Genomic DNA, 14,825 nt, shown 5'->3' with positions numbered 1-14,825 from the left:
AATTGAGGTTTTGAAATGGCTGCTGGATTCGTATCCGTCCCCGTCGTGCCAACTTTTCGTGGGATGTCCAAGGAGTTTTCTGAGCGCCTGGAGAAGCCCGCGAAAAAGTCGGGTGAGGCCGCCGGTAAGGCAATCAGTGACGGGCTGGGCAGCAGTGTTGAAAACCTCGAACGGCAGGTGCGGGCATCGTCGTCGAAGCTGCAGGACCTGGACCGCGCCTACGAGAAGTCCGCGTCGAAGCAGGCGGCACAGAAAGAAAAGGTTGAGGCCGCTACCCTGAAGTTGCAGGACGCGGAAGAAAAGTACCAGACTGCTCTGGAAAGCGGCGATAAGGGCCTTTCTGAGCTCGCCAAGGTCAAGGAGGCGAAAGCACGCCTAATTGGTGAGACGGAAAAGCTGGAGCAGGCGGAGATTGATACTCGCGTCGCGGAAGAAAAGCACAAGAACCAGCTTGATGATTTGAATGCAACTTTGGGCAAGCTGGGTGATGCTCAAAAAGAGAACGCTAATGGCGCGAAGGAATCGGCCGGCGCTATGCGTGAGGCTGGTGATGCGGCTGGTGATGCGGCGGCTCAGTCTGAGTTGCTGGAGAATTGGCAGCTTAAGGCAGCAGCTGGGTTCACCGCGTTAGCTGGCGGCGCTGTCGTTGCAGGTAAAGCCCTTTTCGATATGGGCTCTCAATTTGATGACGCATACGATAGTATCCGCGTGGGTACGGGTGCATCTGGTCAAGCTTTCGATGACCTTAAAGAATCAATGCGCAACGTCGCCACGGAATCTATTGGCGTCGGCTCTGATATGGGTGCTATTGGTACCACTCTGGCTGATTTGAATACGCGCCTTGGGCTGACCGGGGAGCCGCTGGAAAAGATGACGTCCCAATTCCTGCAGCTGCAGAATTTGGGTGTCGATGCGGACATTAATGAAGTATCTAAGGCGATGAGCGGTTTCGGTGTTGAAGCTAAGGACATGCCGGACGCTTTGGATGAGCTGTTCCAGATTTCCCAGGCCACGGGGTTGACGATTACTGAGCTGTCGAATTCTGCGGTAAAGGCGGGCCCGTCGCTGCGTGGTTTCGGCTTTTCGATGGCTGATTCTGCGGCCTTGGTTGGTCAGATGGATAAGGCTGGCTTGGATGCGGATAAGACGCTGCAGTCGATGCAGCGTGCTTTGGCGGAGTTTGCGGCTGAGGGCCGTGACGCGCCGGAAGCATTGAAAGAAACTATTGGGTCTATTGAAGATTTCATTAACGCTGGTGATGAAGCAGCGGCCATTGATATGGCTGCGGGTATTTTCGGCACTCGCGGCGCCGCCCAATTTGTGGATGCGGTGAAAACTGGAACCCTGTCCGTAGAGGATTTCATGGGTGCCACGGGTGCCACGTCGGACACTATCGGCGATCTGGCTGAAGAGACCGCCGATTTTGGCGAAAAGTGGGACCAGTTCAAGACCCAGGTTATGGTTGCTTTGGAGCCAGTAGCGACAGAACTATACAAAAGTCTTGGGCCTGCTTTGGACGTCGTCGCGGAAAAATTCGCATCCTTGGCTAAGTGGGTTACCGATAGTCTCATCCCGGCATTTAAAAACTTTGGCGAGTGGGTACAGAAGAACAGTGACTGGCTAACACCTTTGGGTGTCGCTTTGGGCACTTTTGCAGGCTCTATGGCTGCCGCAGTCGTCGCGGTGAAAGCCTGGAATGGGGCGATGAGCCTGTATAAAACGGTGACGAAGCTGGCTACGGCTGAGACGAAGCTCTTTAACAAAGCTTTGAAGGCAAACGCTATTTTCCTAGTGATTTCTGCGATTGCCGCCCTGGTGGCCGGTCTGACGTGGTTTTTCACCAAGACCGAGACCGGTAAGGAAATCTGGTCCCAATTCATGGACGTACTCAAGTCCGGCTGGGACGCGGTCAAGGAGAAGATGTCCGGCTTCTTCGACTGGGCTAAGGGCCTGTGGGATAGCGCGGTCGAGAAATTCGGCGAGGCGCGGGAAGCCATGTCTCCCATCATCGAGACAATCCAGGAAATCGCCCAGGTCATCATCGAAAAAGTCATCTCGGCTTTCACCTGGTGGGCCGAGACCGTCTTTAGCGTATTTACTGCGGTCTGGGACAAAATTTTCGAGTTCCTGGGCTACATCAAGGATAATTTCTGGCCCGTCATGCAGTCCGTGTTCACCATGCTTGGTGAGCTGCTGACTAGCGTCTGGGACGGATTGTCGTGGGCGTGGGATAACATTGTCCGGCCCGTGTTCCAGGCCCTCGTGGACTTTGCCACCAACGTGCTGTGGCCTGGGCTGCAGCAGGTATTTACCTGGATTGGTGACGCCTGGAAGGCCCTGTCGGATACGTTCTCTGCCGTGTGGGGCTGGATTCGCGACAACGTTCTACGCCCCATGGTGGACTTTTTCCAGAATACCCTGTGGCCCGCCATCCAAGATGCGCTTGGTTGGATTGGCGAAAAATGGCAGTGGATGGCGGATACGCTGTCTACTATCGTAAATTGGATTTACGACAACGTAATTATGTTTTACGTTGATGCCCTCAAGATGCTGTGGGATAACGTCCAGCAGGTCATCAACTGGATTGCTGAGAAGTGGCAGTGGATGGCGGACCGGCTGTCCGACGTGTGGAACTGGGTTTACCAGAACGTCATTTTGCGCGCCATCGACGGCTATAAGAATCTCTGGCAGAATTTCTTGGACGTCGTGACGTGGATTGCCGAAAAGTGGGACTGGATGGGAGACCAGCTGCACAAGGGCTGGGTGTGGATTGACCAGAATGTGTTCAGTCCGCTGAAATCCGGTCTGGACACCGTCAAAGATTGGTTTAGGCAGACTGTCGATAATATCGGCCGCATTTGGGACGATATTCGCGACAAGACCCGCAAACCAGTGGAGTTCGTCGTCAACACCGTCTACAACAACGGCATTCGCCGGGCGTGGAACGCAGTTGCCACGCATGTGGGCCTGGACGAGCTGAAAGAAATTAAGTTCGCCTCGGGCGGTATTCTGCCGGGCTACACCCCGGGCCGGGACCCGTACAATTTCGTGGACCCGCGTACGGGAATGCGGATTGGCCTGTCCGGTGGTGAGGCTATTTTGCGACCGGAAGCCACCCGCGCCCTCGGTAAAGACTGGGTCGACAACGTCAACCGCACCGCCCGCCAAGGTGGAGTGAACGGGGTGCGCAAGCGCCTCGAGCATTCGCACTTCGCGAACGGCGGCATCATCGACCTCGGCAACTTCGCCGGGGGAGGATTCACCAACATTGCGGGCGCCCTGTCGCCTGTCCAGGCGGCGCAAGCAAAGTTCGTGTCGAAGTTCTTCCCGGGCCTGTTCACCCTGACGTCGGCGTCTCGTAGTGAGCCAGGGTCGTATCACGATTTCGCGTCGCAAAAGGCAACGGACTGGCAGGCTGGCGATGGCCAGTATGCAACGCAGATGCCGACCCCAGGGTCGAAAGCTTTGGCGCGGGCTATCTACAAGAATTTCCACAATTCTGCCGAGCTCATTCACTACCCGCTGGACGGGTGGCAGAACTTGAGCGACGGCGCGGAAATCAACTTTGGTGCTGGCACCAACGCGGACCACACCAACCACGTGCACTGGGCGACGCACTCGCCAATCCGCTTCGACGGTGACGACATCGTCCTCGATGACGTCCCCGGCGCAGGCGGAGGTGGCTGGAGCCTAATCAGCGTGGTCAAGGGCCTCTGGGATAAGTTCGTCGACAAGATTGGTGATTTCCCCGGAGCCGAGAAATTCGGCGAGTGGGGCAAGCTCCCGGGCGCAATGGCCAAGAAATTGGTTAGCTCGGCGTGGGAGTTCATCACTGGCAAGGCCGGTGAAAAGGAGGTGGAATACAACGGTAGCGCCGGTGTGGAGCAGTGGCGCCCAATGGTGGAATCTGTCCTCAAGGCCAAGGGCCAGCCGGTAAGCCTGGCAGATACGGTGCTTCGCCGCATGGACCAGGAGTCCAACGGTAATCCTCATGCGATTAACGACTGGGATTCTAACGCCATGCGAGGCACGCCATCTAAGGGCCTGATGCAGGTCATTGACCCGACGTTCCAGGCGCATAAGGACCCAGGTTATGACGATATTTATGACCCTGAGGCTAACCTGCGTGCATCGATGAACTACACGATGGCCACTTATGGGTCTTTGCCTAATGGCTATAATCGCGCCGGTGGCTATGCCCTCGGTGGTATCGTCGACCTGCCGAAGCTGTATGACCAGGGTGGCTGGCTGCCGCATGGTGGTATGGCGATGAATCAGTCTGGTCGGCCGGAGCCGGTGTTTACGGCGGCTCAGTGGTCGAGTATCTCGGACATGATTCGCGGCGTGGGTGACCTAGTACCTGCAATTAAGCAGCAAACTGAGGTCATTGCTCGTGCTGTTGATGATGCGCAAGACTGGATGGCTAAGGCCGGGGATTATCACAGTATTGAGGGGATTAATGCCCGTCAGGGTGTGCGTCGTCTATTAGACCTCGGTCTGGACCTGCCGGGCGCGGAGGTAATCACGCAGATTCTCGACGCGGAGGACACGCTGTGGGATTCTCGCGCTCGCGCTGTCGGCCATGTGCAGGACTTGGCCGATAAGGAAAAGGCCTTGCAGGAGGCGCGTAAGGCCGCTGCAGACCTGGCCGACAACCCATCTGGCGTGTCCGAGGACGACCAGAAGCGGATTGACGATGCGCAAAAGGCACTCGATGAGGCAAAGGCTGAAAAGGCTAAGGCCGATTCTGAGGATGCCCGCGCAAAGGCCGCCGATAAGGTCACCGAAGCCGAGAAGAAACTGCAGGAAGTCCGCGAGGAGGTAGATAAGAGCACGGAAGAGAATGCTCAGAAGCACGCCGACGAGGTCACTAAGGCCAATGAGGCCGTGACCCAGGCGGAACAGGAGCTCGTCGAAGCCCGCAAGAAGCAGGCCATGGACCTCGACAACATCGTATTGCTGTCGCAGGGGCAGATTAAGGGCCTGATTCCGCAAGCGGAACAGCTCGCCACACAGCTCATTAACATGGGCGCACCGATGCCGGCGGTTAATGCTGGTTTGCAGCAGGTAGTGGGTGCGATTAGTGCCTTGGCCGGTTTTGCCGGTCCTGCCGGTATCACCCTGGGTATGGCACTCGACCTGCTTAAGGTCGGTATTTCCATCATTACGCAAATTGTCGGCGGGGTGCTGGAGCTTATCGAGAAGATTCGGAAGGCTCGCCTTGATGCGTTGAAGGCTTTGGCTGATGGGTGGGCGATTATCGCGGATTACGCGAAGCTCACCATGGAGCTAGAGACCAATGTGGTCAATTTGCAGCAGGCGCTGGTGCGTGGTGCTAATGCGCAGCGGGAAGCAGAATACAACCTGATGCTTGCTCAGCATGACCGCTATATTGCGGAAGCTGAGGGCGCACTAAAGGTGGCTGAGGCCCGCCTGGCGTTGGATGCGGAGATTAAGCGCGGTGCGACCATCGCGCAGCTGAAGCTGATGGGTCTGCATGAGGACTGGGACTCGTATATGGCATACCAGGCGAAGCAGTCGCAGGGTGTGCTGGAGGAATGGTCTGATGCGGCTATCAGTGCTCTGTACACCTACGAAAAGGCGCGTGCCGAAGCCCTCAAGGGTGAGGTTACTGCTCGCCTGGAGCATATTAAGGCCGAAGCCGCGTTGGCTGCTGCTGCACGCCAAAACGTGCGAAACCAGCAGGATTTGCTGACGGCGCAAGAGCGGCTGATTCGCATGTCCGCGAAAGTCGCCGGCGTCGACCTGGTGGACGCTACCGGTACTGCGCAGGTGGCGAAGATTATGGCTGAAATGGCGGAAGTCAAACAAGCCATGGACAGAAACCTTTTCGGCCGGTGGGGCGCGAAGCTTGGTGCGCGTGGGTCTCATGCAAATGAGTACCGTGGGCAGCAGGCGAAGCTGCAGTCCCTGCAGAACGCTTTGGATGCGGTGGTCAAGGAGACCGGCACGAACATTAATCGTGGCGACCTGGACCGCACTTTGAAGATGATGGCGCGGGCTGCAGCTCGCGGTGGTGACCCCACCGCTGTGCTTCGTGCACAGATGCCGCAGCTGGCGGACGCGGAAACGGCTCTGCGTGTCAATGAGGCGTTGAAGCCGATTTATGATGCGCGTGACCAGAAAAAGCAGCTCGAACGGCAAGTCGAGGACTTTAAGTCCGAGATGGACTTGTACGACAAGTCGAATCCGCTTGAGCGCACCATCCGGGGGCTTGAGTATACGATTAAGTCTCTGGAGCAGTCGGCGAATGCGTTCGCTAAGGGCAATGAGGAATTGCGCGGCGAGTATTTGCGGGCGGCTGAGGCTAATAGTAATGCTGCGGCCGCGGCTGGTGTGGACTGGAAGCTGGACAAGAAGTACGCCACCCAGGGTGTGCGTGACCAAATTCGCCGGGAGACCACGATTCACCTGGACGGGGCGAAGATGTACACCGCGGACCAGATTGACCAATTGCTGGCTGAGGTGACGGCTGGCACGAGTGCGGATTACCGTATCGTGCGCTCGGCTAGTGAGGTGGCTACGGCTCGTCGAAAGGAGCGTGTCTAAACAATGCTGGACGTGATGTTGATTACGCCCTTTGGGGACAAGTGGCGGCTTACCGGCACTGACCGGGAGTCTGAGGTGCTTGCCCCGTACGGCATGCTGGAGGAGCTGAAAGCCAACTCGTCTCGGTCTGACATTGCGGTGCCGGGCGGTGCCGGTGTGTTGCCGGGGGCGCGTCGTTTCGGGCCGATTCAAGCAGAGCTGGAGTTTTATCTGAAAGCTCGTGAGGGTCGTGACCTGGAGGACGTGTACCGGCGTTTGCGCCAAGGGTGGGCGGCGGCAGACTGGGATAATCCGTGCGTGCTCAGTATTGAGTCGGATAATCCACTGTCGCCGCTGACGTTTGAGCTCGTCGTTGACGGGGCATTGCCGGGCGTGCCGGTAGACATGAGGCGGCGTTCCGCTGAAGTGCTGTCGGTGCCGGTGGTGTGCGCGGCCGGGGTTGCGAAATCGTCACTGATGACCGGCACTAATACTGTCACAGTGACGAATCACGGTGATGTCCCAGTATGGCCAAAAATCCGCTACGAGGGCGCCGGCGGGGTGGTCACAACCCCATCGACGGCGACTTTTACGCTTCCGGCTGTGGAGTCGGAAGCAATAGTGGATTTGAATCCGATGAATCTCCGCCTGGACGGCGCTTTTCCCGAAAGCGTGCCGCCGGGCGGCGAGGGCGTGTGGAAGCTACCCGCGGGCGCTCAGCTTGAGTGGACGATTAGTGTGGCTGACCCGTGGAGCTAAAAATGTGGGCCTAAAGAATGTGGAGGTGTGGCCCCGCCTCCCCTTATTTTTCTAACTGAATTCTTTGTGAGGTGTGAGCATGACCGATTGGGACTCGTGGCAAAAGACCGTCAACCACACAGTGCGGACACAGGGCCGCTGGTATGGGATTGGTGATGCTGACGGTGCGCCGCTTTTTACTCTGCCGATGCCGTCGGAGCATGACACGCCGGAGCAGTGGATGGACGCGGCTGATTTGCAGATGACATTCCCTGCACGTGACCAGCATGGGCGCCCCAATCGCGTCACGGAGCTTTTGCTCACGTCGGCGATTGATGATTTCGACCCGTCCGGCCAGCTGCCTACCGCCGAGGGCGATTACATGCTGCTCGCGGCATTCCCCGGCAAGAACGGCACGGTGGTGCGCCGCGGCGGGGCGATTGTGCACGCCGTTGGTAATGACCCCACCAATGATGGCGTGCCCGCAGAAATCACGATTAACGCCCTAAACCTGATGGACGTGTGGCACACCGTACCTGCAGTGTCGTGGCCTGCAGCGTGGTGGAAAGCTGAGCCCTACGAGGCAGAATCCGACGAGTCTGGCCTGGAGTACAAAAAGACCAGGTACATGGCACGCGTGGAGCTGGCAACGAGGCCGATGTTTGTGTGGAAAAACGGGCCTGCTGCTTTCGTCATCCGCCGCCTGGCCCAAGAATCCCTAGACGCGGCGATGCGTACCCAAGCTGACCCCGATGGCACAAAATGGGTCGATGACCCGTACCACGTGGTTGAGGTGCCGGAGTTGGATACGTCGGCAGAAATCAGCCTAGAAGCCCGCGATGGTTTCTTGTGGGAAACGGTGAGTGGGCAGGCTGAGAACGCTGGCGTGATTTTGGGTGCTTATTTGTGGTGGCCTGGTGATGCGCCGGTGCGGTGCTGGAATCAGGCGACATCCGACATGGCGCCGCGGGATGTGGATATTACGCCGTCCGAGGGTGATTCGTCTCGCACTTTGTCGTATCGGAGTTTTGAGCATGCGATGACCGTGATGACGGTCAAGGAGGTGGCTTAGATGCCGGTGCCGTATTTTGTGGCTGATTCCGCCCAAGTGACGGTTTTGCGGTCGCTCGCGTCGACGGCGTTCGGGAAATACAACCTCACGCTGCCTGAGGGCGTGAACCTGGAGGACGTGTACGACGTGGCCGCACCAGGCAATGAGCTCGCCTACGTGTCCAGCCTCGGGCCGCGTAAGCGTGTCGGTGGGATGTTCCGACGGTTCGTGCGCGCTGACGTGGACATTACCGCCAAGGGCGAGGGTGCCACGCCGGCGTCGAACGTGGAACGCGTCCTGGACGAAGCGGCGCAGCGCACCTCGGGTGATTTTTTCCTCGAGTCGGACATCAGCCTGGCTGGTCTCGGGCCGTGGCGGCCTTTTGAGGATTTCGTCGTGGGCGATGTCGCAAATGTAGAGATTTGGGGGCGTGTGGTGCAGCTGCGTGTGACCCGGATTGAGCCGAAGCGCACGGACCACTCGGATACTGATTGGTCTGTGCACGTAGGTGGACAATTGGTGTCTGATGCTGATGCGCGCCTGGCTGAGAATGCGGATATTTATAAGGCTGTGGTGGATGACCGGCGTGATTTGGCTGGTCTGGATGCGAAGATTCAGGCTGAGGCTAGTAGCCGCAAGCAGGCTATTAGTGCTGAGTCGTCGGCGCGTCGGGCTGATGTGGAGTCGGTGCGTGGCGTGTTGACTGGTGGGGGTGAGCACCAGCGGGACTTGCTCGCGTCGTTGGAGGGGTTGAATCGTCAGTTGCGGCGTAATGGTGAGGAGCCCGCCCCTGGCCTTATCCCCGCTTACCTGCAGATGAATACGCAATTGTGGAGGGTGCAGCAGGAAACGAACGAGGCTTTGCGGCGTAGTGACGAGGCGTTGAAGAAGGGCCAAGAGGCGAATACGAATCTGATTGAGACGAATCGCCGTCGCCAGCAGGAAATCCAGGCCAATCAGTCCCGCCTGGAGGACCAGTCGCGGCGTTTGAATAACGTCATCGCGGATGTGCAGCGCCGTCAGCCGCAATTCATCGCGTTTTCGTCTGGTGGGGGTATTAGTTCGCTGGGGGCGATTTCGATTAGCCGCGGCAACATCGTCTTCTCAAAGTCGGGTTCGTGGTCTGGGAATGTGGCTATTTTTGCTTGGGTTGATGCGATTTTGGCTTATCCGATTGCGTCGCAGATTTTCTTGAGCTCGTCGGAACGCGAAAAGGAATTCCGCGTGGGCGCTTTTGAGTCGGTGAAGGCTGGCTTGGCGATTATTGTCCCTGATTAAGGAGGGTTTTTATGCCTACTGTGAGTGGAAATTTATTGTTTGTGTCGTCTCGTGCGGCGCAGGTGTCGGAGGTGTGGCTGCACGCTCGTGAGGTGCGTACCCATACGACTGGTGTGGTGACGACGGGGAATGACCGCTTCCCCGTCCAGGACGGTGAGGTGTCGTTTACGGCCCTGCCTGGCCCCGCCGTGCTCGCTCTGATTAGTCAGGGGCGTGCTGTGGATACGATTCCTATCGTCGTCGGCGAGTCCGACGAGCAGTCTTTGCGGAATGTGGTGCGCGCCGCCCAGGTGGTGGACGAGGCTGCCTCGCGTGAGATTGAGCGCTTGTCTGCGGAGATGATGGAGGCGCTGGACTCAGCGCGGGAGCATGATGAGTCGGCTTCTGGCCATGCTGGTGCAGCGTCTTCGTCTGCTGCGGAGGCTAAGGAGTTTGCTGGTAAGGCTGGTGAGTCTGCGTCTTCTGCGGCGTTATCGTCTGGTGCTGCGGCATACTCGGCTGAATCTGCTGAGGCTGCTGCGGGCAGGGCCGAGGGGGCACGCTCGGAGGCCCGCACGGCGTGGGACGGGGCTAAGGAAGCCCGCGATGCCGCCCAGGGCCACGCAAGCACAGCGGAGGGGCACGCCACTGCTGCCGCATCGTCTGCTGGTGACGCTCAGAGTGCTGCCGGGCGTGCCGATGAATCCGCACAGCAGATACGTGAAATTGCGGAGTCCACCCATTGGGATGGTGACCAGGTCACCGTCAACGGCAGGCAGTCCCCACACCTGACTGGCCCGCAAGGCCAGCGTGGCCCGCAGGGGCCTCCCGGCACTGTGGAAGGTATCGACTTCTCCCAGTACGCCAAGGTAGAGCAGCTATCTGACGTGGTGCGGCGTGGTCAGGACGGCGTGGAGATGGGTAAGCATTTCTCGCTGGTGCATGATGGCTCGGGCAATTTTTCCACGTCCTTGTTTTTGAAGAACGGCCAGCATGAGTATGAGTTTTTCACGAATGCCGCCGGAAAGTTCGGCGCATGGGACAAGACCAACCAGCGCGGTCTTTTCCAGGCTGACCGGAATACTTTCGAGCACCAAACCGCCGTGGACATGCGGAACAACCAACTCCGTGGACTACCTGCCCCTGCTGGTGATAATCACGCCGCGACTAAGCAATACGTGGATAGCGCGGTGGATGGCAAGCAGGATAAGGCCCAGGTGCTTGACCACCTAGCGGAGTACGTGGCAGACGCTGACTTTTTCGGCTCCAAAGGCGTCACCTCGACGATAGGTGACCCTGGAGCGTTCCCCCATAGCAAGCATGTTGTCGTCACGGACGATGATGGCTGGGTAGAGGCCTACGGTGAGCCACAAAAAGCGGAGCACGTCGCCAATAAGAAATACGTAGATGAGCAGGTCAGTAGCGTACGCGACCGCGTAGGAGCGCTGGAATCCGGCGGCGGGGGCGCTAACTTTTGGACAGGCTCAAAAGCCGAGTACGACAGGATAAGCAGCAAAGACCCGAATACGCTCTACATCGTGGGGGTGTAAAAGTGCCTGTTTTTACCGCGATGACACCGGATTCCGTACACCTCGGCGATAAGCACATCGGAGCTCTCCTAGCCGGGGACAAGCTCGTCTATAACCGCGTGGAAGAATGGCGCAAAACCACGCCCGGCACCCTGGGCATGGACGTGCCCGAATGGGCTTCTTTTATGAGCATCTTGATTTCCGGGGGTGGTGCAAGCGGGGCCTACGGTACCGAGAGATCCAGATACGGTTTTGGTGGCGGTGGCCATGGGCAGCTGCGATTACTAACGGTTGACTTGGTATCGAATCCCGGTAGGCGCGCTAGCGTCATCGTAGGTGGGGGAGGGAGCGCCAGAACCAGCCCAGGAGGGGGTGGTAACTCTGGCGGCGTCACGCGGTTCAACGGGTGGGATGCTCAATCAACCTGGACTGCCAGCGGTGGTGAGCCGATACGTGATGTCAGTCAAGCCGATGGCACTGACGATGGCTGGAATAGCTTGCCGGAGCGTGAAGCCCGGTATTTGAACCGTGCACCTGGCTCACGCTACCGCCCCCAAACTGCGGGGCGTGGAGATTCACTAAGCCCCAGCTCTGGGGAAATGGGTGGTGGCGGTGGTGTGCTTAACAGCACTCTTGGTGGCCGTTCATCCGGTGCGGGCGGTGACGGATTCGCAATTATCCACTTTTTTGGCGTTGACCCGACGTTGCCGAAGCTCACTGGGGGGGGGTAGCGTGACGCCGCCGCAACCCGAGCCGGAGCCGCCAACACAAAACGGTAGTGGCAAGGGCAAATTCGAGCTAGGTGTGACCTACCAAGCAGGCGACATTGTGACTATTGGGCGTGGGGAGTATCCCGCGGCCGCAGCGGAGGGCACGTACCGTGCCTTGGTCACGCATGAATCGTCGTTTTATCACTACCCGTGGAATGACCCACGCACGTGGGAACGCATCAATTAAGGAGTATTAATGGAAGATATTAAGAAGCAGATTCAGGCCCTAAACGGCGTTGATTTTGCGGAACTACGCCGCTGGATTTTCGATGACGAGGTACAGCGCCGACAAGCCCAGCCCGCAGTAGAGCAGGCTCAGGCTGAGGTGGTTAAGGAATTGCAGGACGCGGGCAAACTCCCGCTGCCGGATGCTTTGACCGACCCAGAGAAGCTACCGGTGACGATTAGCGACGTGCCGGAATGGGTAAACCCAGGCACGGATCATTCCATGATGTACCGCGAAGGCGATATTGTGCGCTACGGCGACAAGCTCGTGCGCTCCACCCACCCAGGACTGAATCACTGGGAGCCAGGCACCCTAGCCCTTGATGGGCGCATCTGGGAGGGCATCACCCCAAAGACGCCCGAGGAGCCAGAGGCGGAGGCATCGGAGGAAGAAACACAGGCCCCGGAGCCGCCCGTTGAGCAGCCCGAAGCTTTCAAGCAACCAACCGGCGCGCACGATGCCTACGCCAAGGGCGCCAAGGTCACCTACAACGGCGCCGTGTACGAATCCCTCATCGATGCGAATGCATACAGCCCAGACGCCTACCCGGCAGGCTGGAAGAAGCTCGCATGACCACGTGGGAGCCGGGAATTTTTGTAATGCACGGCATGGTGTACGAGCACCAAGGCCGGGCGTACCGCGCCCGCTATGGTCACACCGCCCTCGAGGGCTACCCGCCGGATAAGACGCCAGACCTATTCGACCCCATCAGCCCAAAAGCGGTGGGGTCTTCGCATACCTAAAGGAGGGAAAATTGAAAGATTGGAAGACACTAGAACCAGACAAATACGCTCTGGTCGGCGGGCACCGCTTCACCCCAGGGCGGTCACGCTCCATCGACCGCATCGTAATCCACCACAATGCCGGCGTCCGCCTCACGACGGAAGGATGCCGAGATCTGTGGAACAACAGCCGCGAAGCTTCTGCCCACTATCAAGTCGAAGCCGACGGCACTATCGGCCAGATCGTCAACGACTGGGATACTGCATGGCACGCCGATAACCTTGACATTAATGCCCGTTCTATCGGTATCGAGCACGCCAACATCTCCGGTCCTGACCGCTGGCAAATCTCAGACCAAACCATCGAGGAGGGCGCGCACCTTGTCGCCGCGCTTTGCCATGCCTACGGCCTCGGCCGCCCGAAGTGGGGAGTAAACGTATTCCCTCACTCGCAGTTCACCTCCACCGGCTGCCCGTGGCAGCTCAATGTCGGCGGCGAAGATCACGATACCTTCATGGCCCGCGCTGTCTACTGGTACGACCATCCCGATGGCGACGCAAAGCCAGCCGCTCCGAAGCATGCGGCACCGCAGAAAGGAAGTAGCGGCATGTTAACGACCAAATTCTTTACTGACTGGATTAGCGGCTATTTCGGCCCCCAATTCCAAGCGTTGCAGGACGTGTGGACGCAGCTACGCGGCCCCAAAGGGCAGGGCTGGCCGCAGCTCGGACAGAACCGCCAAGGCCAGAACCTCACCCTCGTTGATGCTATCGCAGCTGTCCGGCATGACTTAGCACGTATCGAGAAAAAGATTGAGGAGAAGTAAAAGCAATGCAGTCTAAGTTGAACCCGGCGGGTTGGGCCCGCCTTATCATCTACGTCATCTCCGGACTCGTTGGCCTGGCCGCAGTTGTAGTCAACGCTCTCGGCATGGGAGACCTTTCCCTACTGCTTGGTACTGTCGCTGGTGCAGGTGCAGCCATCACAGGTGGTACCGCAGCAGCTAATCTGCCCAAGGCCCCGGACCAGTCTCGCACGGGTGGGCTAGAGCTTGAAAAGCTTATGCCTGCGATTCTCGAAATCGCCGGTGCAGCCTCTGCCTACCGCAGCGCTGTAGAGTACCAGCCCAAGCATGAAGCCACCGAGCCGGTGGCCTCCGGTCTGCCGGTCTACACCGGCCCCACCACAAACGAGGCATGATGCGGACGAGGATTGAGACCTGGTTCAAGTCGGATGAAGCCGGACTGGCTATCCTCGCTCTGCTCACTATTATTCGTGGGCTTTCCTATGTGCCGCCTTTGATTAATCCAGAACGCACGCCTGCTCACTATTTGGAGGGGTGGGCAAGCCCTACCTTGTGGGCGAGTATTTGGATTGCTGCCGGTGCATTTTGTCTCGTGGCGACTTTCCTTCCGAAGCTTCTACCGGCAGCGGTGGGGCTTGCTGTGGGGCTTCATGCGGCGTGGGCGATGAGCTTTCTCATGGGCACAATCTTGGGAGAAGCTCCGCGTGCTTGGGTTAGCGCCCTGAATTATCTCGGCGTTGTTTTTCTGGCCTTGTACGCCTACGGCAGAGAGCGAATCCAGATTCCTGAAATGAGGTGACGCATGTCTCTAGCCTCACTTCTCAGCGCCGCTCTTGTCGCTCTCATTACGACCATCGGCACGGTCTATGGGCAAAAGGTAGCGGGCCGCTCACAAAAAGAGACAAAGCAAATTGAGCAATCTGGACCGGACTGGAAAGCTTTCACGGAGGAAATGCGTGCCGACCTGAATAAGCAGGATGAAAAGATTAGCTCGCTTGAATCCCAGGTGGAAACTCTAAGGGAGCGCATTGACCAGCTCAAAAGTCGCTACTGGGTTGCGGTGAACCATATTCGGCAGCTGCATTTGCATTATCCTGATTCTCGCGAGGAAGTGCCCACGCCGGAAGAAATCGCACAGGATATATAAATTGACCCTCACCCTTAGCGGGGTGGGGGT

The 14,825-nt window shown here is 58.3% G+C and carries 12 protein-coding genes; all 12 read left to right on the top strand.

Going from position 1 to position 14,825, the window contains the following annotated elements:
* Positions 1-15 precede the first annotated feature (15 nt).
* Positions 16-6,570, top strand: a complete 6,555-nt coding sequence (locus HMPREF1287_RS05620) for a phage tail tape measure protein (protein ID WP_023017052.1) — start codon at positions 16-18, stop codon at positions 6,568-6,570.
* A 12-nt stretch (positions 6,571-6,582) separates the two neighbouring features.
* Positions 6,583-7,308, top strand: a complete 726-nt coding sequence (locus HMPREF1287_RS11925) for a hypothetical protein (protein WP_156905101.1) — start codon at positions 6,583-6,585, stop codon at positions 7,306-7,308.
* 79 nt (positions 7,309-7,387) lie between these two features.
* Positions 7,388-8,359, top strand: a complete 972-nt coding sequence (locus HMPREF1287_RS05610) for a hypothetical protein (protein WP_023017054.1) — start codon at positions 7,388-7,390, stop codon at positions 8,357-8,359.
* The gene (locus HMPREF1287_RS05605) at positions 8,360-9,616 is read left to right on the top strand and encodes a hypothetical protein (RefSeq protein ID WP_023017055.1); all 1,257 of its coding nucleotides are present in this window, start codon (positions 8,360-8,362) and stop codon (positions 9,614-9,616) included.
* 11 nt (positions 9,617-9,627) lie between these two features.
* Positions 9,628-11,145, top strand: coding sequence for a hypothetical protein (locus tag HMPREF1287_RS11920; protein ID WP_023017056.1), 1,518 nt, complete (start codon positions 9,628-9,630; stop codon positions 11,143-11,145).
* 711 nt (positions 11,146-11,856) lie between these two features.
* The gene (locus tag HMPREF1287_RS12420; protein ID WP_023017058.1) at positions 11,857-12,081 is read left to right on the top strand and encodes a hypothetical protein; all 225 of its coding nucleotides are present in this window, start codon (positions 11,857-11,859) and stop codon (positions 12,079-12,081) included.
* Positions 12,082-12,090: 9 nt separating this feature from the next.
* Complete coding sequence (locus HMPREF1287_RS05595; protein WP_023017059.1) at positions 12,091-12,693, top strand: hypothetical protein; 603 nt, start codon at positions 12,091-12,093, stop codon at positions 12,691-12,693.
* Positions 12,690-12,863: a hypothetical protein gene (locus tag HMPREF1287_RS12415; RefSeq protein WP_023017060.1), complete on the top strand. Its 174-nt coding sequence runs from the start codon at positions 12,690-12,692 to the stop codon at positions 12,861-12,863. Before HMPREF1287_RS05595 ends, HMPREF1287_RS12415 begins: the two co-directional genes overlap by 4 nt.
* A gap of 11 nt (positions 12,864-12,874) precedes the next feature.
* Positions 12,875-13,669, top strand: coding sequence for a peptidoglycan recognition family protein (locus HMPREF1287_RS05590; RefSeq protein ID WP_023017061.1), 795 nt, complete (start codon positions 12,875-12,877; stop codon positions 13,667-13,669).
* A gap of 5 nt (positions 13,670-13,674) precedes the next feature.
* Positions 13,675-14,043 (top strand): hypothetical protein, encoded by a 369-nt coding sequence (locus HMPREF1287_RS05585; protein WP_023017062.1) that lies wholly within the window; start codon positions 13,675-13,677, stop codon positions 14,041-14,043.
* The gene (locus HMPREF1287_RS05580) at positions 14,040-14,447 is read left to right on the top strand and encodes a hypothetical protein (RefSeq protein WP_156905099.1); all 408 of its coding nucleotides are present in this window, start codon (positions 14,040-14,042) and stop codon (positions 14,445-14,447) included. The genes HMPREF1287_RS05585 and HMPREF1287_RS05580 overlap by 4 nt, the downstream gene beginning before the upstream one ends.
* 3 nt (positions 14,448-14,450) lie before the next feature.
* Positions 14,451-14,795 carry a hypothetical protein gene (locus HMPREF1287_RS05575; protein WP_023017064.1) on the top strand — a complete coding sequence of 115 codons (345 nt, stop codon included), beginning with the start codon at positions 14,451-14,453 and terminating at the stop codon, positions 14,793-14,795.
* Positions 14,796-14,825 lie beyond the last annotated feature (30 nt).

The organism is Corynebacterium sp. KPL1986 (assembly GCF_000477975.1).
In the GTDB taxonomy this organism is placed as follows: domain Bacteria; phylum Actinomycetota; class Actinomycetes; order Mycobacteriales; family Mycobacteriaceae; genus Corynebacterium; species Corynebacterium accolens.
The sequence above is the reverse complement of the archived record's forward strand: the minus strand, read 5'-3'. Positions and strand labels throughout refer to the sequence as shown.

Excerpts from the sequence above, each read along its gene's own strand:
- HMPREF1287_RS05620 (WP_023017052.1), top strand. The coding sequence starts at position 16 with ATGGCTGCTGGATTCGTATCCGTCCCCGTCGTGCCAACTTTTCGTGGG.
- HMPREF1287_RS05610 (WP_023017054.1), top strand. The coding sequence starts at position 7,388 with ATGACCGATTGGGACTCGTGGCAAAAGACCGTCAACCACACAGTGCGG.
- HMPREF1287_RS05605 (WP_023017055.1), top strand. The coding sequence starts at position 8,360 with ATGCCGGTGCCGTATTTTGTGGCTGATTCCGCCCAAGTGACGGTTTTG.
- HMPREF1287_RS11920 (WP_023017056.1), top strand. The coding sequence starts at position 9,628 with ATGCCTACTGTGAGTGGAAATTTATTGTTTGTGTCGTCTCGTGCGGCG.
- HMPREF1287_RS05595 (WP_023017059.1), top strand. The coding sequence starts at position 12,091 with ATGGAAGATATTAAGAAGCAGATTCAGGCCCTAAACGGCGTTGATTTT.
- HMPREF1287_RS12415 (WP_023017060.1), top strand. The coding sequence starts at position 12,690 with ATGACCACGTGGGAGCCGGGAATTTTTGTAATGCACGGCATGGTGTAC.
- HMPREF1287_RS05585 (WP_023017062.1), top strand. The coding sequence starts at position 13,675 with ATGCAGTCTAAGTTGAACCCGGCGGGTTGGGCCCGCCTTATCATCTAC.
- HMPREF1287_RS05580 (WP_156905099.1), top strand. The coding sequence starts at position 14,040 with ATGATGCGGACGAGGATTGAGACCTGGTTCAAGTCGGATGAAGCCGGA.
- HMPREF1287_RS05575 (WP_023017064.1), top strand. The coding sequence starts at position 14,451 with ATGTCTCTAGCCTCACTTCTCAGCGCCGCTCTTGTCGCTCTCATTACG.